At 42.4% G+C, this 22227-nt stretch carries 22 protein-coding genes; 18 read left to right on the top strand and 4 right to left on the bottom strand.

What is annotated here, in order from left to right; genetic code table 11:
* The first annotated feature begins 126 nt into the window (after positions 1 to 126).
* The 3 genes from V7Q33_RS01000 to V7Q33_RS01005 all read left to right on the top strand — a co-directional run bounded on the left by V7Q33_RS01000 (position 127) and on the right by V7Q33_RS01005 (position 2188).
* Positions 127 to 468 (top strand): hypothetical protein, encoded by a 342-nt coding sequence (locus tag V7Q33_RS01000; RefSeq protein WP_333818622.1) that lies wholly within the window; start codon positions 127 to 129, stop codon positions 466 to 468.
* 86 nt (positions 469 to 554) lie between these two features.
* Complete coding sequence (locus V7Q33_RS23375; RefSeq protein WP_442945884.1) at positions 555 to 662, top strand: Imm32 family immunity protein; 108 nt, start codon at positions 555 to 557, stop codon at positions 660 to 662.
* An 80-nt stretch (positions 663 to 742) separates the two neighbouring features.
* Positions 743 to 2188, top strand: coding sequence for a hypothetical protein (locus tag V7Q33_RS01005; protein ID WP_333818623.1), 1446 nt, complete (start codon positions 743 to 745; stop codon positions 2186 to 2188).
* 183 nt (positions 2189 to 2371) lie between these two features.
* On the opposite strand, the gene hpf is transcribed toward V7Q33_RS01005, so the two are convergent.
* The 4 genes from hpf to V7Q33_RS01025 all read right to left on the bottom strand — a co-directional run bounded on the left by hpf (position 2372) and on the right by V7Q33_RS01025 (position 5274).
* Positions 2372 to 2674 carry a ribosome hibernation-promoting factor, HPF/YfiA family gene (hpf, locus tag V7Q33_RS01010; protein ID WP_331983865.1) on the bottom strand — a complete coding sequence of 101 codons (303 nt, stop codon included), beginning with the start codon at positions 2672 to 2674 and terminating at the stop codon, positions 2372 to 2374.
* 124 nt (positions 2675 to 2798) lie between these two features.
* Positions 2799 to 3677, bottom strand: a complete 879-nt coding sequence (locus V7Q33_RS01015; RefSeq protein WP_333818624.1) for a tyrosine-type recombinase/integrase — start codon at positions 3675 to 3677, stop codon at positions 2799 to 2801.
* A 177-nt stretch (positions 3678 to 3854) separates the two neighbouring features.
* A complete protein-coding gene (gene rpsU / locus V7Q33_RS01020) occupies positions 3855 to 4052 on the bottom strand; it encodes a 30S ribosomal protein S21 (protein ID WP_331983861.1) in 198 nt (65 codons plus the stop codon).
* A gap of 52 nt (positions 4053 to 4104) precedes the next feature.
* The gene (locus V7Q33_RS01025; RefSeq protein ID WP_333818625.1) at positions 4105 to 5274 is read right to left on the bottom strand and encodes an acyl-CoA dehydrogenase family protein; all 1170 of its coding nucleotides are present in this window, start codon (positions 5272 to 5274) and stop codon (positions 4105 to 4107) included.
* A 171-nt stretch (positions 5275 to 5445) separates the two neighbouring features.
* On the opposite strand from V7Q33_RS01025, the gene V7Q33_RS01030 reads away from it, so the two are divergent.
* From V7Q33_RS01030 to V7Q33_RS01100, 15 genes are all read left to right on the top strand, one after another.
* Positions 5446 to 6759, top strand: coding sequence for a UDP-glucose dehydrogenase family protein (locus V7Q33_RS01030; protein ID WP_333818626.1), 1314 nt, complete (start codon positions 5446 to 5448; stop codon positions 6757 to 6759).
* On the top strand, positions 6752 to 7741 hold the full coding sequence (locus V7Q33_RS01035; protein WP_331983855.1) for a UDP-glucuronic acid decarboxylase family protein: 990 nt from the start codon (positions 6752 to 6754) through the stop codon (positions 7739 to 7741). The genes V7Q33_RS01030 and V7Q33_RS01035 overlap by 8 nt, the downstream gene beginning before the upstream one ends.
* Before the next feature lie 10 nt (positions 7742 to 7751).
* Positions 7752 to 8810 (top strand): dTDP-glucose 4,6-dehydratase, encoded by a 1059-nt coding sequence (rfbB, locus tag V7Q33_RS01040; protein WP_331983853.1) that lies wholly within the window; start codon positions 7752 to 7754, stop codon positions 8808 to 8810.
* 75 nt (positions 8811 to 8885) lie between these two features.
* The gene (rfbA, locus tag V7Q33_RS01045; RefSeq protein WP_333818627.1) at positions 8886 to 9752 is read left to right on the top strand and encodes a glucose-1-phosphate thymidylyltransferase RfbA; all 867 of its coding nucleotides are present in this window, start codon (positions 8886 to 8888) and stop codon (positions 9750 to 9752) included.
* Positions 9753 to 9763: 11 nt separating this feature from the next.
* Positions 9764 to 10387, top strand: a complete 624-nt coding sequence (locus V7Q33_RS01050) for an HD domain-containing protein (protein WP_333818628.1) — start codon at positions 9764 to 9766, stop codon at positions 10385 to 10387.
* 112 nt (positions 10388 to 10499) lie between these two features.
* Positions 10500 to 10964 carry a ribosome maturation factor RimP gene (gene rimP, locus V7Q33_RS01055; RefSeq protein ID WP_331983847.1) on the top strand — a complete coding sequence of 155 codons (465 nt, stop codon included), beginning with the start codon at positions 10500 to 10502 and terminating at the stop codon, positions 10962 to 10964.
* Positions 10965 to 10972: 8 nt separating this feature from the next.
* Positions 10973 to 12217: a transcription termination factor NusA gene (gene nusA, locus V7Q33_RS01060; protein WP_331983845.1), complete on the top strand. Its 1245-nt coding sequence runs from the start codon at positions 10973 to 10975 to the stop codon at positions 12215 to 12217.
* 126 nt (positions 12218 to 12343) lie between these two features.
* On the top strand, positions 12344 to 15211 hold the full coding sequence (infB, locus tag V7Q33_RS01065) for a translation initiation factor IF-2 (RefSeq protein ID WP_331983843.1): 2868 nt from the start codon (positions 12344 to 12346) through the stop codon (positions 15209 to 15211).
* A gap of 102 nt (positions 15212 to 15313) precedes the next feature.
* The gene (locus V7Q33_RS01070; RefSeq protein WP_333818629.1) at positions 15314 to 15973 is read left to right on the top strand and encodes a lipid-A-disaccharide synthase N-terminal domain-containing protein; all 660 of its coding nucleotides are present in this window, start codon (positions 15314 to 15316) and stop codon (positions 15971 to 15973) included.
* Between the two features lie 29 nt (positions 15974 to 16002).
* Positions 16003 to 17199, top strand: coding sequence for a class I SAM-dependent methyltransferase (locus tag V7Q33_RS01075; protein WP_333818630.1), 1197 nt, complete (start codon positions 16003 to 16005; stop codon positions 17197 to 17199).
* Positions 17200 to 17269: 70 nt separating this feature from the next.
* Entirely contained in the window at positions 17270 to 18457 is a 1188-nt protein-coding gene (locus V7Q33_RS01080; RefSeq protein ID WP_333818631.1) for a class I SAM-dependent rRNA methyltransferase, read from the top strand.
* Positions 18458 to 19141: 684 nt separating this feature from the next.
* The gene (gene yajC, locus V7Q33_RS01085) at positions 19142 to 19453 is read left to right on the top strand and encodes a preprotein translocase subunit YajC (RefSeq protein ID WP_331983838.1); all 312 of its coding nucleotides are present in this window, start codon (positions 19142 to 19144) and stop codon (positions 19451 to 19453) included.
* 91 nt (positions 19454 to 19544) lie between these two features.
* The gene (locus tag V7Q33_RS01090; protein ID WP_331983836.1) at positions 19545 to 20483 is read left to right on the top strand and encodes a hypothetical protein; all 939 of its coding nucleotides are present in this window, start codon (positions 19545 to 19547) and stop codon (positions 20481 to 20483) included.
* 3 nt (positions 20484 to 20486) lie between these two features.
* On the top strand, positions 20487 to 21086 hold the full coding sequence (gene coaE, locus V7Q33_RS01095) for a dephospho-CoA kinase (RefSeq protein WP_333818632.1): 600 nt from the start codon (positions 20487 to 20489) through the stop codon (positions 21084 to 21086).
* 82 nt (positions 21087 to 21168) lie between these two features.
* Positions 21169 to 22224 (top strand): efflux RND transporter periplasmic adaptor subunit, encoded by a 1056-nt coding sequence (locus tag V7Q33_RS01100; protein ID WP_333818633.1) that lies wholly within the window; start codon positions 21169 to 21171, stop codon positions 22222 to 22224.
* The last annotated feature ends 3 nt before the right edge of the window (positions 22225 to 22227 follow it).

Here is a 22227-nt window from a genome sequence, read left to right on the forward strand (position 1 = left end):
AGGTAAGCGTAGATATCTAGATTTAAATGGTAATATTCCTAATAATACGGTTATGAATGGAAAGATTTCAGGAAGAAGTCAGGGTGAATATAACCAGGTAACTCACTTCAATAATATAGATTAACAATGAGGCAGAGAGTAATAACAGTGCCTAAAGATAAAAGGGCGGAAGAAGCATTAGATTTTAATGAAGCAACAAAGAGTCAATTAATTGAATTACCAATAGGAGAAGATGAATTCCAATTTATGTATCAAAATGGAATCATTGAATTAATTAATCGCGAAGGAAATTCTAATATAGACGATTTTGAAGATGATTCTGTAACAGAAGAAGATAAACTTAAAAGGGTGATAAGGGCTCTTAGTCTAATAGAGAATTTTGAGAATAACGGCCGGTTAGTACAAAATATATCAAATCTCTTTAAAGAGGCGTTAGAGAGGGGTACAGGGGTTTATTTTTATTTCTAAGACATAAAGCTGGAAAAGTACAGGCTAGATGAAAAATTGCTTGTATTGAGATCGAAACCAAGTTTGACGGTGGAGTAATAAATATTATTGCTAATAGGGAAGGCATTATTTCGTTGGCTAATCATCTATTGAATTTAGCGCAGGCGGATGTTCCGTCAGGTTATCATTTACATTTTAACGAATATATTCTTTGAAAGATGATTCTTTGGAATTGGTCTTTCAAAAAAAATGAAGCACAAAGTTTTTCTGTATAAAGCGAGCATTTGGTTTTGTAATGAATTTTTGTAAACAACTTATATTTTTAGTCATATTACTGTGCGTAAACTCCACGCTGTTTGCCCAACAGTTGAAAGACGGGAATGCAGCGGATAGCCTTCGCAGCAGCGCGGTGGAGAAGGCAGATTCAACAAGAAACAAGGCCGTGGCCCTAAACAATAAAATTCAAAATCGAGTTGATTCACTGAAGAAGATTGGCGCTACATATTCTTCAATCCATAATCATAGACCGGTAAATTTAGCAGACACCGCTCGTAAAGTTCTTCCCGCTGATTCCATTAAATCTATTGAGGCGAAAGCTAAAGCGCAGCAGGCAAAAATAAACGAAGTAAGTACTGAATTGGGTGTTGGTACTTTAGGTGGCGATGTTAGCCCAGTACACGGAATAAATACAAGTCTTCCTCAGAATATAGAATTGCCCGGCATCAATCAGCCGTCCATCAACAGTCCCGACTTGAATATAGGGAAGCCAGCAGTCAGTATACCAGAAGTTAAGAATGGGAGTGAAGATGTTTCCGGTATAGGTAACGAAATAAAAAGCGTGGAGGGAATATCCAGTGAAGTCAATAATTACTCAAATGAAGTTAAAAGCATTCAGGAGAATGATCTGAAAGAATCAAAGGAGTTGCCGGCCTTGGCAGAAAAGGAAATGCAGGAGCTTGATGAAATGAAGGCACTTCAACAAGTCAAAGGATTTACAGATGAAGAAGTTGAAGCCTATAAAAAGGCAATTGAACAGTATAAAAATGAAAAGCGTATGGAAGCAGAGCTTGCAGAAAAAGCGAAGGAAGTAGCAAACGATGCCGTTTTGCAGAATCAAAGCGTTGTGGATGGTTCTATGAAGAAGATTGCAAAGTATAAATATAAATTCTCTTCAGTAGCTGATATGCGGAATTTGCCAAAGCATGCCCCTAACCCCCTAAAGGATTTACCGCTGCGTGAACGAATTATACCTGGTCTTTCATTACAGGTATTGAATAGCACCGACCGTTGGTTGGAGTTTGATCCAAACGTAAATTACAGACTTACCGGTAACTGGTCTGCTGGTATAGGGGGTATGTTCAGGTTCTCTATGAATCCTTCTAAGTTAAAGTTTAGTGATTTTGGCAGTATGTATGGCTATAAGACTATTGTTCAGTATAAGGCTTTTAAAGGTTTCTTTCTTCAGGCAGAAGGACATCGTGTTACGTGGAAACCATGGGATACTCGTTTAAAAGATCCTTACTACAGGGAAAACGTCTATGTTGCACTTGTCGGTATTGGTAAAAGTCATGCTATATCAAAACGATTGAGAGGCAATATTCAAACCTTCTATCATTATGCATGGGGAATCGACCCCTATAAGCCGAAGGTCATGCTACGCTTCGGAATTGAATTTTCATTGGCAAAGCGGGAAAAGCAATCGTGGGAGAAGAGGTTGAAAGAGTTGCAGGATTGTGACTAATAGATCGTGACAGTCGATCTAAATTCTCAAATAAGCCGTACAATAGGAAACATCATTAGTGTTGCACCCGCAAGAGAAGGCCGTACAAATACACATATTCATGAACTTCATCCCAAAAGTTGAAGCAGTAAATAAAAAAGGCTGTCGTTTCAGACAGCCTTTTTTATTTACTATAATTTGGATCTATACTCTTCCGTTACGAATTTTTGTCTTGAATTTTTCCAGCTGCATACGAAGTGCATCAGTAGCTAAATCTGCTGCAGCCTCAAACGAACGAGCTTTCTCTGTTGCAAAAAGCATGTTTCCCGGAACGCGTAATTTGATTTCAACTGTTTTGTTTTCAATCCCCTCATTGTTAAGTCGAAGAAATACTTCGCCATCCACCAAGCGATTATAGAAAGTGTCCAGCTTGTCAAGCTTCTTTTGAATAAAGTTAATGAGCTTGCTGTCAGCATCGAAGTGAATGGAATGAACTTGAACCTTCATAGTGTTAAATTTTAAAAGTTGAACAATAAAACAGTGTTGCCGGCATTCGCAATGCCAGGCGATTCGTCGGAAAATGTAGTTATATACTCATGGGCGTTCTTTGTTATTTTTTGTTGAGAATCATTTATGCTTTGGGATGCGCCAGATCAAAAACCTTTTTGAGTTTTTCCATTGAGTTGTGTGTATATACCTGGGTTGCAGCGAGACTGCTATGGCCGAGTAAATCTTTTACGGCGTTGATCTCTGCACCTTTATTTAACAGGTGCGTTGCATAGGTATGACGCAGTACATGGGGACTTTTCTTTTCTACCGTTGAGCGTGTTAAATGATATTTCACAAGTTTGTAAACCATCATGGGATAGCATGGCTCACCAGAATCGGTAACCAGTAACAATCCATGATCTTGTTTTGTTACTTCCTTGTTCCTTACTTCCCGATAGCCTTCTATAATAGAAACGAGATTTTGAGTAAATGGGATTACCCTTTCCTTGTTTCTTTTACCAAGTACCTTCAACGTTTTTCCCTTCAGATCAATGTCATGATCTTTGAGTTTCAATAACTCAGAGAGGCGCATACCTGTGGCGTAGAATAATTCAAGAATAAGTTTATTACGCCAACCTGCAAGGTCTTCCGTAAACTCATAGTTGTCGAGGATCTTTACCATGTCGCCTTCTTTTACAAAGCTGGGCAACCTCTTTTTGGTTTTCAGAACCTTGATTTTCAGCATGGGATCCTTGCTTATAATCTCCTGTCGCAAAAGGAATTTATAAAATGTACGAAGGCAGGCAATCTTTCTGTTTACAGAAGAAGGTTCGATTCCTTCTTCGACTAATTTAATTATCCACGAACGAATCATTCCGTGGTCTGCCGATTGTGGCATTATATCTGAATACGTCTCCTTCAGAAAAGCAGAAAACTGCTCAAGGTCATTTTGATAGGCCAATAAGGTATTGGTACTTACGCGCTTTTCGTACTGAAGATATTTCAGGAAGGAATCCACCATGCTATCCACACCTTTCATTTTGAGGGGCCCATGGACTGAGCTTTGTAATAGCAATGTAAAAAAATAATCCCCTCAAGGAAATACCTTAAGGGGATATGTGGATAAAATGACAATTTATTGTGGACAAAACATGGTTTGTCCACAAGGAATAATCTTGCTAATAAGGAAAACTAGCTATTAAGCGTTGTTGTCCTGCAGTCTCTGCTGCTCGCGGTATGCAGCGCGGATGATTTCGTTTCTGCGTGTAACAGATGGCTTTTCGAATGCTGTGCGGGCACGCAATTCTTTTAAGATACCTGTTTTTTCAAACTTCTTTTTGAAACGTTTCAGCGCCTTGTCGATTGATTCGTTTTCTTTTACGTTAACGATAAGCATATTTCTTATTTAGGGCTGCAAATATAGCAGAATGTCAGTGAATTATCCAACATTACTTTAAAATGCTCCTTGATATTACCAATTTTTGAATTTCTGATGTGCCTTCACCAATGGTACAAAGTTTAGCATCGCGGTAAAACTTCTCAACGGGAAAGTCTTTGGTGTAGCCGTATCCTCCAAAGATCTGAACGGCTTCGTTGGCAACCTCTACGGCAACTTCAGACGCATAAAGTTTTGCCATGGCAGATTCGCGTGTTACGCTTTCGCCTCTGTTTTTTAAATCGCCGGCTCTGAGTGTCAGTAATTTAGCTGCTTCAATCTTCGTTGCCATGTCAGCGAGCTTAAAGGAAATTCCCTGGAAGGTTGATATGGGCTTATTAAACTGTTGCCGTTCTTGTGAGTATTTAAGAGCTGCATCGAATGCTCCAACGGCAATGCCTACGCTAAGTGCTGCGATGGAGATGCGGCCTCCATCCAACACTTTCAGTGCCTGAACGAAACCATCTCCCTCTTTTCCGATAACCTGGGATTTGTGTATACGACAATCTGAGAATATAAGCTCAGCTGTTTCGGATGCCCGCATGCCCAGTTTGTTCTCTTTTTTACCGGCCGAAAAACCTGGGGTGCCTTTCTCTATTATAAAAGCGGTCATGCCATGTGAATCTCCGACTTCTCCGGTCCTTACAATCACTACGGCTACGTCTCCTGACTTACCATGGGTGATAAAATTCTTCGCTCCATTAACGATATAGTAGTCACCATCTCTTACCGCAACTGTTCGCATGTTACCGGCATCCGAACCCGTGTTAGGTTCTGTTAGGCCCCAGGCACCTATAAATTCGCATGAAGCCAACTTCGGTAAATACTTCTTCTTCTGTTCCGGCGATGCAAATTGAAGAATATGGTTAGTGCAAAGCGAGTTATGGGCAGCGACCGATAAGCCAATCGAACCATCGATACGGGCAATCTCAATAATGGCGGTTATGTACTCCAGATAACCAAATCCGGCCCCTCCAAATTCCTCCGGTACAAGCACTCCCATGAGCCCCAAGGCTCCCATCTTTTTGAAAAGTTGTACAGGAAATTCCTGGCTTTCATCCCACGTCATAATGTTGGGCCTGATTTCTTTATTACCAAAGTCATGAACCATCTGCGAAATCATCTTTTGATTTTCAGTTTCATCAAAACTTATTGAAGCCAGTCTGTCAGTGATCACTTCCATTTTTAAAAATTTTAATTGGAAACGTTAAAGGTAGACGTTTATACGTCAACAAACAAACGAATGTTAGGTTGTGTTGAAATTTGGTGGTATAAATTATACCCTGTTAATGTGAAAATCGCCTGAATCTGCTTAAAAATCTTAATTTCGCAGGTTCAAAAACCCATTTAATACATGAAAATAGCTGTAGTTGGTACAGGTTACGTTGGCCTCGTAACCGGAACATGTTTTGCCGAAACCGGAAACACTGTAACCTGTGTTGACATTGACCAGGAAAAGGTGAAAAAACTCCAAAATGGAAAAATCACCATTTATGAACCTGGTCTTGAACAACTCTTCGAACGAAATATCAAACAAGAAAGACTTTTCTTCACTACCGATCTTGCGGAAGGAATAAAAGATGCGAAGGTTATATTCCTTGCTCTCCCCACACCTCCGGGAGAAGACGGCTCTGCTGATCTCAGGTATATTTTAAAAGTAGCCAGTGATCTCGGTCCATTGTTGTCTGAGTACACCGTGATCATTGACAAGAGTACTGTACCTGTAGGTACTGCTGATAAGGTAAGAGAGAAAATCGCAACAAATGCCAAAGTAGACTTTGATGTAGTATCCAATCCCGAGTTCCTCAGAGAAGGTGTAGCGGTGGAAGATTTTATGAAGCCTGATCGTGTGGTGATCGGAACAACTTCTCCTCGTGCCCGCAAGATCATGGAGACGTTGTATGCACCCTATGTTCGCCAGGGTAATCCGATCATCTTTATGGATGAGCGTTCTGCAGAGCTTACAAAGTATGCGGCTAACTCTTTCCTGGCAACGAAAATTACATTCATGAATGAGATTGCCAATCTCTGCGAATTAGTGGGTGCGGATGTAGATGCAGTTCGCAAGGGTGTTGGTACTGATAACCGAATCGGAAAACGATTCTTGTTTCCAGGAATCGGGTATGGTGGTAGCTGCTTCCCGAAAGATGTACAGGCACTAGCCAAATCTGCTTCTGATGTTAAATATGATTTCAGAATACTGAATGCAGTAATGGATGTAAACGCCGATCAGAAAACAAGACTCATCCAGAAAATCAAAGAATATTTTAAAGGAAATCTTAAAGGCAAGACTATCGCTTTTTGGGGTCTGTCTTTTAAGCCACACACCGATGACATTCGAGAAGCGCCATCACTTTATAACATTGAAGCGTTGCTTAGTGAGGGCGTGAAAATTCAGGCACACGATCCCGAAGCTATTGAAAATGTTAAGAGAATTTTGGGAGACAAAATCCATTACTTCTCTACGCCTTACGAAGCTGCTGAAGGAGCTGATGCAATTTTCATTGCAACGGAATGGCCGGAGTTCCGCACGCCTGATTTTGAAAGACTTTCTTCTGTAGTAAAAGCAAAAGTAATCTTTGATGGAAGAAATCTTTATGATCTATCTGTAATGAAAGAAATGGGATATACTTATTATAGCATAGGAAGAGAGGTGGTCAATGGCTAAGGAAAGAATATTGATTACAGGCGGAGCCGGCTTTTTAGGCTCTCACCTCTGCGACAGATTTATTAAAGAAGGCTACAGCGTTATTGCTATGGATAACCTGATAACGGGTGATCTGCGCAACATCGAGCATCTTTTCAAGCATCCTGATTTTGAATTCTATCACCACGATGTTTCTTCATTCGTGCATGTGCCGGGCGAACTAAAATATATACTTCATTTTGCTTCGCCGGCAAGTCCGATAGATTATCTCAAAATTCCTATTCAGACTTTGAAAGTGGGATCATTGGGTACACACAATCTGCTTGGATTGGCCCGTGTAAAAAAAGCACGCATACTGGTAGCTTCTACATCTGAAATATATGGCGATCCCCTCGTTCATCCTCAGGTGGAAGAGTACTATGGCAACGTAAACCCTATTGGTCCACGTGGCGTTTACGATGAGGCTAAACGTTTTCAGGAAGCCATCACCATGGCCTATCATACTTATCATGGACTGGAGACGCGCATTGTTAGAATATTTAACACGTATGGCCCTCGTATGCGACTGAACGATGGACGCGTACTTCCTGCTTTTATCGGACAGGCTTTACGAGGTGAAGACCTTACCGTTTTCGGTGATGGTTCGCAAACCCGTTCATTCTGTTATGTAGACGATCAGGTGGATGGTATTTTCAGATTACTCATGTCAGATTATCATTTGCCTGTAAACATTGGCAACCCTGATGAGATCACCATCCGGGAATTTGCTGAAGAAATCGTGAAACTTACCGGTACAAAACAAAAAGTGGTATACAAACCCCTTCCACAGGACGATCCCAAGCAACGTCAGCCAAATACAACCAAAGCAAGAGAAATTCTTGGATGGGAAGCAAAAGTACCGCGCTCCGAAGGTTTGAAAATAACCTACGAATATTTCAGGTCGTTACCGCAGGAAGTATTATATCAGCGAGATCATAAAAATTTCGAAAAGTTCATCCGCTAATCTATCAATTATGGCTGCAAAAAAAATACTTATTACTGGCGGAGCAGGCTTTATAGGCTCCCATGTGGTTCGACTTTTTGTGAACAAGTATCCCGCATATACTATTGTCAACCTCGACAAACTTACGTACGCAGGCAATCTGGAGAACCTCAAGGATGTAGAGAAAAAACCGAACTACAATTTTGAGCGTGGCGATATTCTGGATATAGAATTTCTCAACTCGGTATTTAGCAAGTATGAGATTGATGGTGTAGTACACCTTGCGGCAGAATCGCATGTAGATCGTTCGCTTCACAATCCTACGGAGTTTGCAAACACCAACATCATTGGTACGCTAAACTTGTTACGTGCCGCTCAAACAGCCTGGCAAGGAAACTTTGAGAACAAACGGTTCTACCACATCTCAACGGATGAGGTATATGGATCTGCAGAACATGGTGGCTTCTTCACAGAAGAAACTCCCATCGATCCACGCTCTCCTTACTCAGCATCAAAGGCCAGCAGCGATCACTTTGTAAGTGCCTATCACAATAGTTTCGCACTGCCAACAATGATAAGCCGTTGTTCCAATAACTATGGACCTTTTCATTTCCCTGAGAAATTGATTCCGTTGATGATTAACAACATCATTAACAATAAACCACTGCCCGTATACGGCAAGGGAGAAAACATTCGCGACTGGTTATTTGTTGAAGACCATGCGCGTGCTATCGATACTATTTTCCACAAGGGTAAACCAGGAGAAGTATATAACATTGGCGGTAATAACGAGTGGAAGAATATAGATCTGGTGAATCTGCTTTGCCACATCATGGATAAGAAGCTCAACCGGGCAGAAGGCACGTCAGCCAAGCTGATAACACATGTGAAGGATCGCCCGGGCCATGACCTGCGCTATGCTATTGATGCATCTAAACTGATCAGCGAAACCGGCTGGCGTCCGGAAGTAACATTCGAGATTGGCCTTGAGAAAACTGTTGACTGGTATCTGGCCAATACTACATGGCTTAACAACGTTACTTCGGGCGAATACCTGAAGTATTACAACAGCATGTATCAGGAGAGATAACAGAGGGAGTTATATTCTTCTCTCTCAAACCAGTTGTATTTGTTTTTAGCATCAACTTAAACACGTAGCGAAAACATGAAAGGTATAATTTTAGCCGGTGGCTCCGGCACACGCCTGTATCCATTAACCATTGCGGTTAGCAAGCAACTCATGCCGTTGTATGACAAGCCGATGATATACTATCCGCTTTCGGTGTTGATGATGGCAGGCATTCGTGAAATTCTGATAATCGCCACACCGCACGATATGCCCATGTTCCAAAAATTATTGGGCGATGGGAAGAGCCTTGGTTGTTCATTTAGCTATGAAGTGCAACCTAAACCGGAAGGACTTGCACAGGCTTTTATTATTGGAGAGAAATTTATTGGTAACGATAAAGTGGCTCTTATTCTGGGCGATAATATTTTCTATGGATCAGGCATGCAAAAGTTATTGCAGTCGAATGTGAATCCGGACGGAGGTGTAGTGTTCGCTTACCACGTTATGGACCCGGAACGCTATGGTGTAGTTGAGTTTGACGCAAACAAAAAGGCCATTTCCATTGAAGAAAAACCTGCTAAACCAAAGTCAAACTACGCAGTGCCCGGACTATATTTTTATGATAATGAGGTTGTAAAAATTTCAAAAGAACTGAAGCCGAGCCCGCGTGGGGAACTGGAGATAACCGATGTAAACAACATCTACCTGAAACAAGGCAAACTTACTGTAGCGCCCATGAGCCGCGGCACGGCATGGCTGGATACGGGTACATTCGACTCGCTGATGCAAGCTGCTAACTTTGTTCAAACCATAGAGCAACGCCAGGGATTAAAAATAGGATGTATTGAGGAGATTGCTTTCAGACAGGGTTTCATCTCTAAAGACCAGTTACTGACACTGGCCAAGCCGCTTGAAAAAAGTGGTTATGGTGTTTACCTGAAGAATCTGCCGGAATATATCTGATATACTCGTTCATGCTCGCTCAATATTTTGAAGAAGCTGTTATGCGCTATTGTCATGATCAGCGCGTGGCTGCAAAGCTCTGGTCAGAAATTGAGAAGCACTACACATCGAAGAAGCGCTACTATCACACGTTGGCACATCTTGAAAGTCTGGTAACGGAACTTTGGTTGCTTCGCGATTGTATTGAGGATTGGGATTGTATTTTATTCTCCATCGCCTATCACGACATTATCTACAATACACTCAATAAGGATAATGAAGAGAAAAGCGCAGCCTTCGCGGCAGAACAATTAAGAACAATTTCTTTTCCCGGCCAACGGATTGATCGATGCGTTGCACAGATATTGGCAACCAAGAGCCACGCAGTAAGTGAAGACAGCGATGCGAATCTTTTCACAGATTCAGATCTTTCTGTACTCGGATCAGATTGGGATGTGTACGGCCAGTACGCGCGAAATATTCGAAAAGAATATTCCTTCTATCCGGATTTGCTTTATAAACCGGGAAGGAAGAAAGTTTTGCAGCATTTTCTTTCAATGGAAAGGATCTTTAAAACAGAACAGTTCTTTTCCCGCTTTGAGGATAAGGCGCGAAAAAACCTTTTGCAGGAGTTTGAAACCCTCTCGGAATCCTGACAAATACTGTAAAGTTTGGCATTAATGTAAAAAAGGTATACTTTTGCGAAAGTTTCTGAGTATTCTTTAAGAGGGGACCAACGTCCCCTCTTTGTTTATAGAATTTTTTTCAATGGATATAGCAGCAGAGATAAAACGCATAGCGGAGTTGGCACTGGTTGATCAAAGTCAGTTTATTGTCGATGTTATCGTTTCGTCAAAGCAAGGTCCTCGAAAAATATTGGTATTGCTGGATAGCGACAAAGGCATAAGCATCGATGAATGCGCAGACCTGAGTCGCGCGTTGTCCAAGCAGTTGGATGAAGTAACATGGCTTGAAGAAAGCTATACACTGGAAGTATCAACCCCGGGACTGGATCATCCATTGAAGTTGACGCGCCAGTATCATAAAAATATCGGACGCAGGCTGAGGGTGAAGACCAGAGAGAAGCAGGAGGAAGGAAAGCTTACAGGTGTGACCGATGAGAAGATTGTGTTAGAACAGGAAACAGGTTCCGGCAAAAGGAAAGAAGTAAAAGCAATTGAAATCCCATTTACAGACATAGAAAAAGCTTTTGTGTTAGTAAGTTTTAAATAAGACGAACCATGGATGCACATGAATTGATTCAGTCATTTGCTGAATTTGCAAAACAAAAGAACATCGACCGGCCTACGATGATCCGGATTCTGGAAGATGTTTTCAAAAACATGATCCGGAAGAGATATGAGTCGGATGAAAACTTCGATGTGATTATCAATGCGGATAAAGGCGATCTTGAAATCTATCGCTTCCGCGAGATTGTTGATGATGACTCCGAAGACATTTGGGATTTCGACAAAATAAGTTTGTCGGAAGCGCGCAAAATAGAACCTGATTTCGAAGTAGGTGAAGAAGTATCTGAACAGATTTACATCGAAGATTTTGGTCGCAGAGCTGTAACAACAGCGAGACAAACGCTGATTCAAAAAGTAAAAGACCTGGAGAAAGATATACTTTTCCAGAAGTATAAAGATCTGGTAGGCGAAATCATAGCCGGCGAAGTATACCAGGTGCTGAGTAAGGAAGTTTTATTGACTGACGCAGAAGGAAATGAGATTGCCATTCCACGCAGTGAGCAGATTCAAAAGGATCGCTACCGTAAAGGCGAGAACGTAAGAGCAATTGTTCACAAGGTGGAGATGGTAAATGGTAATCCGAAGATCATTCTTTCCCGTACATCACCTGTATTTCTGGAACGCTTGTTCGAGCAGGAAGTACCGGAAGTGTACGATGGGCTGATCACCATCAAAAAAGTTGTTCGTGAGCCAGGTGAGCGTGCTAAAGTTGCTGTAGAATCTTACGATGACAGGATTGATCCGGTGGGTGCTTGCGTTGGTATGAAAGGATCGCGCATTCACGCTATTGTTCGTGAACTGCAGAATGAAAATATAGATGTTATAAATTATACTGAAAACCTGGAACTATATATCCAGCGTGCGTTGAGTCCTGCAAAAATTACCTCCATTAAAGTGGATAAAGAGAATGGACGCGCATCAGTATATCTGAAGCCCGACCAAGTATCTCTGGCAATTGGTAAAGGAGGTTTGAATATTAAACTGGCCAGCCGCCTGGTGGGTTATGAAATAGACGTGTTCCGCGAACTTGCCGAAGGTCAGGTAGAAGAAGATGTTGACCTGGATGAATTCTCAGATGAGATTGAAAGCTGGGTAATTGATGAGTTGAATCGTATTGGTCTTGATACAGCGAAGAGTGTACTGGCGCTTTCCAAAGATGAACTGGTAAGAAGAACAGACCTCGAAGAAGAAACTGTAGAAGGTGTATTGAACATCCTGAAGAAGGAGTTCGAATAAATCGTTTGAGATTTGGGTTTTATAATGAATCCTTAATAGTGAGCGATGAACTGTGAACAATAAGTTAAATTGCGCAACTGGGCGCATTTGAATTTTAAAGTCCTTAAAAAACAGGCATATTTGAATATGGCAGAAGAAAAGTTGATCAGGTTGAGTCAGGCAGCAAGGAAGCTCAATGTGGGGCACAACACCATTTTGGACTTTCTGGCGAAAAAGGGTTTTGAGGTTGAGAACAACCCCAATGCTAAACTCACGCCTGAGCAATTCAACCTTTTGTCGAAAGAGTTTGCCTCTTCTGCAACCGACAAACTGGAGGCTTCCGGTCTTCACATCGGAGCCAAGCATGCAGACAATCTTGTGTTGGAGAGTGAAAAAGAACTGGCCAAGAAGCGTGTAGAGGAAGAAGAGCGCATCATGATTAAAAACCTCGGCTCCAAAGAGGTTAAAGCGAAAGAGGAAGCCAAGCCCGACAAGATTGAGCGTGAAAAGCCGAAGCTTGAAGGTATCAAGGTATTAGGTAAAATTGATCTTGAGAAAAAACCGGCTATTAAAGCTGAAGAAGAACCAATCCCGGTAGTTGAAAAACCTGTTGTTGAAAAACAACCCGTTGCCGAGAAGAAAGAGGTTAACGAAGTAAAAGAGGTAATAGAGGTTAAGGAGACGAAGGAACCTGTTAAAGAGGTTGTAAAAGAAACACCTAAAGTTGTAGAACAACCTCCGGTAGTTACCCCAAAAGTTGTTGAGCAACCTGTAGCAGAAAAACCAGCTGAGCCTGAACTTGAGCTTATCAAAGCGAGAGCAGACCGGTTGAAAGGTTTAAAAGTTGTTGATAAGATCGAGCTCCCGGTTGATAAGAAGAAAGATTCACCGGTAGCATCATCTGATACAAAAGATGATCGGAAAGGTAAGCGTCCACGCAAACGCATTCCTACAGCCGATGATCAACAGCAAGGTGGCCAGGGTGGTCAGCAACAAGGCCAGGGTCAGGGACAAGGTCAGCATCACCATCGCCCTAATCAACAGCGCCCACATCAACAACAACGGGGTAAAGGACCTCATCAACATCCGCCGCGAGTTCAGAAAGAAGAGCCTACTGAAAAGGAGATCCAGGATCAAATACGCGCTACACTTGCAAAACTGAGTGGTGGTGGTAAAAAGACCAGCGGATCGAAGTACAGAAGAGAGAAGCGACAGGCTAACTCTGAAGCGCAGGAACAACAAATGCTTCAGGAACAAGAAGCATCCAAAACATTGCGTGTAACAGAATTTATTTCTGCCAATGACCTTGCGTCACTGATGGATGTTTCTGTCAACGAGGTAATTTCGACATGTCTGAGTCTGGGTATGTTTGTTTCGATCAACCAGCGACTTGATGCAGAAGCAATCACCGTTATAGCCGATGAGTTCGGATACAATGTTCAGTTCACTTCTGCCGAAGAAGAGCTGGAGGTAGAAGCAGATCAAGACAGCGAAGAAGATATGCAACCGCGTGCGCCAATCGTTACGATTATGGGTCACGTTGACCACGGTAAAACTTCGTTGCTTGACTACATCCGTAATACAAAAGTTACAGCATCAGAAGCAGGTGGTATAACACAGCACATCGGAGCGTATGATGTAACTACGAAGAGTGGTAACAAGATTGCATTCCTCGATACACCCGGTCACGAAGCGTTTACCGCGATGCGTGCGCGTGGTGCTAAACTTACCGATATAGCCATCATTGTGGTAGCAGCCGACGATGACGTGATGCCACAAACAAAAGAAGCGATCAATCACGCACAGGTGGCCGGTGTACCGATCGTTATCGCCATCAACAAGATTGATAAGCCGAGTGCAAATCCGGATAAGATTCGCGAATCGCTTTCTAAAATCAATATCCTTGTAGAAGAGTGGGGTGGTAAATATCAAAGCCAGGAGATCTCTGCTAAATCCGGAAAAGGTATAGATGATCTGCTCGAAAAAGTATTGCTCGAAGCAGAACTTCTCAACCTGAAAGCAAATCCTGACAGGAATGCAACAGGATCAATTATTGAAGCGTCACTCGATAAGGGTCGCGGATATGTAGCCACTGTGATGGTACAGACTGGTACGTTGAAGATCGGAGATATAGTATTGGCGGGAGCACATTACGGTCGCGTGAAAGCGATGTTTGACGACACCGGTAAAAAAGTAACAGAAGCAGGGCCATCTACTCCGGTAGTGTTGTTGGGTCTTGACGGAGCGCCACAGGCAGGTGAGAAGTTTAGCGTGATGGAATCAGATCGTGAGGCACGTGAACTTGCTGGAAAGAGAAGTCAGTTGTTGCGTGAGCAAAGTATACGCACCAAAAAACATATTACACTGGATGAGATCGGAAGACGTCTAGCGATCGGAAGCTTCAAGCAATTGAATGTGATTGTGAAAGGTGACGTGGATGGATCGGTAGAAGCATTGTCAGATTCATTGTTGAAACTTTCTACTCCTGAAATTCAAGTGGCCATTATACACCGTGGCGTAGGGCAGATATCGGAGTCCGATGTATTGCTGGCATCTGCATCTGATGCCATTATACTTGGCTTCCAGGTGCGTCCTTCCAATTCGGCGAAACGCGTAGCAGAGAATGAAGAGATCGAAATTCGTCTCTACTCAATCATCTACGATGCAATCAACGATGTGAAGGCTGCGATGGAAGGTATGTTGGCGCCTGAAACTGAAGAAGTGATTGTAGGTAACGCAGAAGTGCGCGAAACATTCAAGATTTCGAAAATTGGTACAATTGCCGGATGTATGGTTACCGATGGATCGATAAAACGTTCGAATCCGATTCGTTTGATCCGCGATGGTATTGTGATATACGCTGGTAAACTTGGATCACTCAAGCGTCATAAAGATGATGCGAGCGAGGTGAGATCTGGTTTCGACTGCGGTATAGGCATCGATGGTTTCAACAACATTGAGACGGGCGATGTAATTGAAAGCTACGAGCAGCGCGAAGTAAAGCGCACGCTCTAATCAACATAAACTTTACTGAAAGGCCTGGTCAGAATATTGATCAGGCTTTTTTAATCTTAAGGCAACACTCATTTCTTTTTGTTGCTTTTCTTTTGCAAAATCATGGAGTTCATTCAGCAATATTGGATTTACGGACTAGGCTTTTTTGCCCAGTCGTTATTTGGTGCACGCCTCGTAGTACAATTATTCCATTCCGAGAAGCAGGGAAAAGTTGCATCGCCTACAATTTTTTGGCAATTGAGCCTGCTCGCGTCTTTTCTGTTCCTTATATATGGCGTTGTTCGCAACGATATAGTGATCATTCTGGGCCAAACACTTTCGTATTTTATATACATCCGAAACTTGCAATTGAAGCACGATTGGGCAAAAATTCCATTCGTAATTCGAATAATCCTTCTGGTCTTGCCAGTCGTTACGTTTGCATGGATTGTGGTGGGTGCCAATGAAAAGATGGCCAGTATATTTTCAAACAGTGACTTTACTAATCCTGTTATTGTTATGGGCGCTATTGGCCAGCTTATGCTCAATCTCCGGTTTGTACATCAATGGTATTATTCCGAGAAACATAAGACATCTTTATTGCCTTTAGGCTTTTGGATAATAAGCACCCTTGCATCCGTGCTTATACTGATCTACGCCTCTTATCGCATAGATCCGGTGCTGCTGGTGGCGCAGGGCATGGGTATATTTGTATACGTGCGCAATATCTTCATTTATCGTAAGCAAAAAGCTGCTCTTAGTAACGAGTTCAAAAACGGTTAAATTTACTTTCAGGAAAGCAAATTAAAACTGTGATCAGCGAGCTTCTTCAAGAACGCGTACAACAATTTATCCATCAGCATGCCAATGATGATGAGCGCGATCTCGTATTAAAATATAGAAACATTGAAGGCGTATCTTCTGCCAGAATTGCTGAGCAAATAGCAGGACGCAGAAAAGCAAAAGAAAAGCTTCCTGCCTTTTATGCCGCCGCAGGTATAGTATATCCTCCCGGAATAAATCTTGAACAAAGCTCATCTGAGCGGACAGCGATATATAAGGCCAAGATTGCTAAGCAAGAAAATATTCCTGCCGGAACAATGGTAGATCTCACAGGAGGTTTTGGCATCGATTCTTATTTTCTAAGCAGATACTTTCAGCGGGTGCATTATGTAGAGTCACATGCTTCTCTTCTGGATATAGCGAAGCATAATCATACGATGCTTGGTGCTGAAAATATCCATCATCACAACACCCATGCTGAAAAATTTCTTCAAGCGATGGAACGTGCCGACTTGGTTTATATAGATCCTTCACGGAGACTGAAAGGGCAAAAAGTTTTTAAATTGAGTGATTGCGAACCGGATGTTATTGCATTGCAGGATATGATATTAGGTAAAACAAATTACCTGTTAATCAAAACATCGCCGTTATTGGATATACACCAGGCATTGAAAGAATTAAAAACCGTTAAGAAAGTATTTGTTTTATCGGTTGCAAATGAATGTAAAGAGTTGCTGTTTTTATGTACGCAGCATGTTACAATCGATCCTAAAATTATAGCGGTCAATTTGATCTCAGCACAAACACACGAGTTTCCGTTTACCTTTTTGCAAGAACAAAGTGCTTCTCCAAACTATACTTCTCCTGAAGAATATCTGTACGAGCCTAATGCCTCGTTGCTCAAAGCCGGTGCTTTTAAAATAGTTGCTCAACAATATTGCGTTTCAAAAATTCACCCCAGCACGCATTTGTATACCAGCATGGAGTTGATTCCTGATTTCCCCGGGAAGATTTTTAAAATACTGGCTTTTGTGAAGAGTGACAAGAAAGAAATGCTCCCATATTTCCCCCATGGCAAAGCAAATGTGGTGACGAGAAATTACCCCTTGTCGCCAGAAGAATTAAAGAGGAAGACAGGGCTTAAAGATGGTGGTGATAAGTTTTTGATAGGTTTCTCTGGCAGGAATGAGAAGTTCCTGGCGGTGGCAGAACGCATCATAGTCTGAGAGGACTGCTAAAGTATATTCTGTATACCTCACATTTTGTTTATACTTTTGCGTCACGATAAACGATACTATGGTTATTGCAGGAAGGATTACACTCAAAAAAGGAAAGGAACATTCTATAGAGCGCTTTCATCCCTGGATTTTCTCGGGCGCTATTCAAAAGATAGAGGGCGAACTTACAGATGGCTGCTGGGTGGAGGTCTTGAATTTTAAAAATAAAATATTGGGATTCGGACATTATCAGAATGGAAGTATTGCTGTTCGCATGTTAACGTTCGGCCCGATTATACCTGCTGAAAATTTCTGGGAGCAGAAGCTATCAAAGGCTCTTACGGTACGACAGAGTGCAGGCTTGCCAACAACGGCTACCAATGCTTTCCGCCTCATACATGGTGAAGGCGATGGACTTCCGGGATTGATCATTGACTATTACGATGGTGCTGTTGTAATGCAGGCACACGATGCGGGCATGCACCTCGATAGAAAAGATATAGCTTCTGCATTGCAAAATGTATTGGGCGATTCTTTACGCTGTATATACTATAAAAGTCAGGGAACATTACCGGGTAAGCTTCGTGATGTTTTGCAGGATGAATACCTGTATGGCATGGGAAGTGTACCACATGTTGTGTTAGAGAACGATAACAAGTTTCTCATCGATTGGGAAGAAGGGCAGAAGACTGGATTTTTTCTCGATCAACGTGAGAACAGAAAATTACTGGGCGATTTCTCGAAAGGAAAGAAGGTACTCAACACTTTCTGCTATACCGGGGGTTTTTCCATATATGCTTTGGGAACCGGCGCAGCACTTGTCCACTCCGTTGATGCTTCTGAAAAAGCCATTAACCTGACACGCAAAAATATTGCGCTCAACGGATTTGATCCCGAGTTGCATACATGCTTCGCTGAAGATACCTTCGATTTTCTGAAAGACAAGCAGGATGTTTACGATGTAATTATACTCGACCCTCCGGCATTTGCCAAGCATCGTGATGCCCGCCATCAGGCTGTAAAAGGTTATCAGCGTCTGAATACAGAGGCTATGAAAACAATAAAGCCCGGAGGTGTAATTTTTACCTTTTCGTGTTCGCAGGTTGTAGATCGGCAGTTGTTTTATGATACGGTGGTATCTGCAGCCATACAAGCGGGGCGACAGATCAAAGTGCTGCATCATCTTTCGCAACCGGCAGATCATCCGGTTTCCATCTTTCATCCGGAAGGGGAATATCTGAAGGGACTGGTGCTATATGTAGAGTAGCTTTAATTGAAGTGACACTCTTTTACTGTGCGGTGAGAGATCAGTTGCCAGTTTTTATTTCGTAAGCATATACCCTCACACAGCGTATTCCATACTTTGCATTTTTATCAGCATCGTTACGAGTAATGGAGGAGATTTCATGTAACGATGGCTATATCTTGGTGTAATTCTACCTTTGTGGAGTCGTGTTCGCGCGAAGTAAATTTTTTGACAGGATTTCAACATCCTTTATCCAGTTCTCTTTTCCGTCTACATGACCGGTGCCCGTGCGTAAAGACAAAATCATGGGCATATAGCTTTCGCGATAACGCGGCTGGACAGTGTGGATTTGTGTTCGAGTTGAAGAGGAAAAAACATTTTCCCGGAGGTGGTACACCTACTTTTTTACAGCACATCCATGCCTTCTGAAGACGAGTACCCTTTTATAGACTTTGGGTTTGTGGATGGCAAAAGTAAACGATAATACAAATCTTATAATGTGGCCAGCACCAACATGCCGGGAAAAGTTGTAATGATCACCTGCATCTGGGGAGATAATGTATCAGTCAGGCCAATGAATCATTTTAGCCGCCTTACAACTCTGAAACCGGTGGCCGGCATAAGGTTTTCAGAGGTCAAAACCTCAAACAACGTTGGTATGTTTGTAGTAATTAGGATAACTTTGAGGCCTTAAAAAACCAAATTATGTATTCAATCTTGTTACAAGCCCAAACCGGCGGTAATCCTCTTCAGTTCATTGTTTTCGGAGCCATCATTGTAATTTTCTATTTCTTCATGATTCGTCCTCAGCAAAAAAAGGCAAAGGAGCAGAAAAAGTTTACGGAAGAGATTAAGCGTGGAGATGCCGTAGTTACCATTGGCGGAGCGCATGGTATCGTAGCAGAATTGGAAGGTGATACGTTTATTCTGGAAGTAGAGAAAGGCGGCCGTATCCGCTTTAATAAATCTGCTATTTCTATGGAAGCAACCAAGGCTGCAACAGCAACCAAAAAATGATAACACGTTTGTACATATACGTTGACTGGTATTTACATCATAGTACGTATCAGCAGCGTATATATACACCAAGGTGCCAACGCGAATGAGTGTGATTAATTCAATATTCAACCTGTTGCGCTTCAACAGAAAAAACTGGAAGGCCGTGGCGCTGTGTTTATTTGCAGCTACGGTCTTCTGGTTTTTTAATGCCTTGAATAAAAATTATACCACCAACATTTCATTCCCCATCAAGTTTGATTACGACCAGGAAAATTATATAGCCGTTCGCCCGTTGCCACAAGTTGTGCGCATCAATGTAACAGGCATGGGATGGGATCTGTTTCGCAGAAGCCTGGGCGTTAAAGTGCCGCCTCTGATTATCCCGCTGGAGCGACCGGTTGATGTTCGGAAAATAGTGGGCACCACACTGCCTGCATTATTTGCCAATCAGGTAGAACGACTGGAAATAAATTTTGTATTAACGGATACGTTGCATGTTGCTATTGAACCGAAAGGCAGGCGGTGGATATCGCTTACTGTTGACACGCCTTCTATACTCTTCAGGAAGGGTTATGTAATGACGAGCGATGCTACAGTAGAACCGGATAGTATATATATAGAAGGGCCATGGAATCTTGTAAAGAGTATATCCGAACCGGTTTATATCAAGATTCAGCAACGTAATATTGACGAGACTTTTCAAAACGACCTGGAGGTAAAGTTTTTGAATGATGAACTTATCAAACGAAACCCTCCTACAGTACGCGTAAGCTTTGATGTAGATCAACTGCGGGAAATCACCGACTCTGTAAAACTCGTGCTGCTAAATTTGCCGAAAGGCGCGCGTCCTTCACTCGCGCTGCGAGAACTTCCCTGTACCTTCGCAATACCGCAACGCTATATTAGCAGTTACCATCGCGATTCGCTGAAAGCAGTTGTTGATCTAAAGAATTTCTCGCGTGGTGTTAAGCGGGTACAACCTGTTTTACAGGGGTTGCCTCCATACTCCCGGGTGATTCAGGTAGATTCTGTATTTGTTAAATTTTAATCTGTGAGTAAACCACTGCAAATTGGTATTACCGGAGGAATAGGATCTGGTAAAACATTGGTGTGTAAAATTTTCGCATGCCTCGGCATACCTGTATATGATGCTGACAGCCATGCGAAAGAACTAATGACCACCGATGGAAATCTCGTATCACAGATAAAGAAAGAATTCGGTGATTTGTCTTACCTAAGCGATGGAACACTTAACCGTAAATACCTTGGTGAGGTTGTTTTCAGCAATCAGGAGAAGCTGGATGTATTGAATAAGCTTGTGCATCCATGTGTAGCGCAAGATTATGCCTGTTGGGTAGAGAGCCACAGCGACAAGGCATACGTTTTGAAGGAAGCTGCCTTGTTGTTTGAGTCGGGTTCTTACCGGGGGTTGGACAAGATAATTGTTGTGCATGCTCCACAGGATGTGCGCGTGAAAAGAGTGGTACATCGCGATGGCAGAACCGAAGAGCAGGTGAAAGAGATCATGCAAAAGCAAATGTCCGAAGAGGAAAAATTACAACGGGCGGATGCCATCATTTACAATGATGATTCTTCCCTTATCATCCCACAAGTACTCTCGCTCCACAATCGCTTTCAAGCGAAGAAGTGACAGTAAGCCTCCGATCTTTCCTGAACCAGATCGAAACAGCAGGCGTTAAAGTATAGCTACCTATTTGATTTTCATGTATAGAATGTATAGATATAGTCTCGTAGTATTTGTTTGTGTTTCTGCACTGGCGGTGTCATCCTGCAAATCCAAGAAAGAAAATCAAACAGCAGGCCGTCCGCGCGTGCAAGGCCCTATAGTGGCCGATGGATTTCGTGTAGCACAAAGCTCGGTTAGTGAAAAGATAGAAGTTCCAGGCTCGCTGTTGCCCTTTGAAGAAACTCAACTGCGTGCCGAAGTAGGTGGCCGTATAGTATCACTTAACATCAATGAAGGTGCTGTTGTACAGAAAGGCACATTGCTGGTAAAACTGTTTGACCAGGACTTGCAGGCGCAGTTAAAGAAGTTGCAGGTACAGCTTCAGATCAAAGAGAAAACCGAAGAAAGAAATCGCGAGCTCGTAAAGATTAATGGTATCAGTCAGCAGGATTATGATCTTGCTGCATTGGATGTTGAGAACCTGAAAGCAGATATAGAGTCAACACAAATTGCTATATCCAAAACAGAAATTCGTGCACCCTATACGGGCAAGCTGGGGTTGCGTAACGTGAGCCTCGGTTCATATATAGCTCCTACCGATGTTGTTACTACTATACGCCAGGTAGATCAATTGAAACTGGAATTTTCTGTTCCTGAAAAATATGCGAAAGATTTACAGAAAGGATATACGGTAAGCTTCAAGATTGATGCCGGAGGTGGGCAATCGCATAAAGCAACTGTGCTGGCTACCGAGAGCAGTGTAGACCAGAATACACGTACGCTCAAAATAAGAGCCGTAGTAAATGAGCGTCATCCCGAATTGGTGCCGGGTGTATTTGCAAAAGTAAATTTGCAACTGGGCCAGAACAATCGTGCACTCCTTGTGCCTACTCAGGCAATCATTCCTACAGCACGCGATAAACAAGTTATACTGCTGCACAAAGACAGCGTATCATTTACGACAGTAGAAACCGGTATCCGCGATTCTGCCTATGTGCAGATAGTAAACGGATTGAAGCCTGGTGATACTATTATCACCTCGGGATTGATGGCTATTCGTCCCAACTCTAAAGTTAAGGTAACGAAGGTAAGTACCTTATAAGCG

The organism is Ohtaekwangia sp. (genome assembly GCF_036786105.1).
GTDB lineage: Bacteria > Bacteroidota > Bacteroidia > Cytophagales > Cyclobacteriaceae > Ohtaekwangia.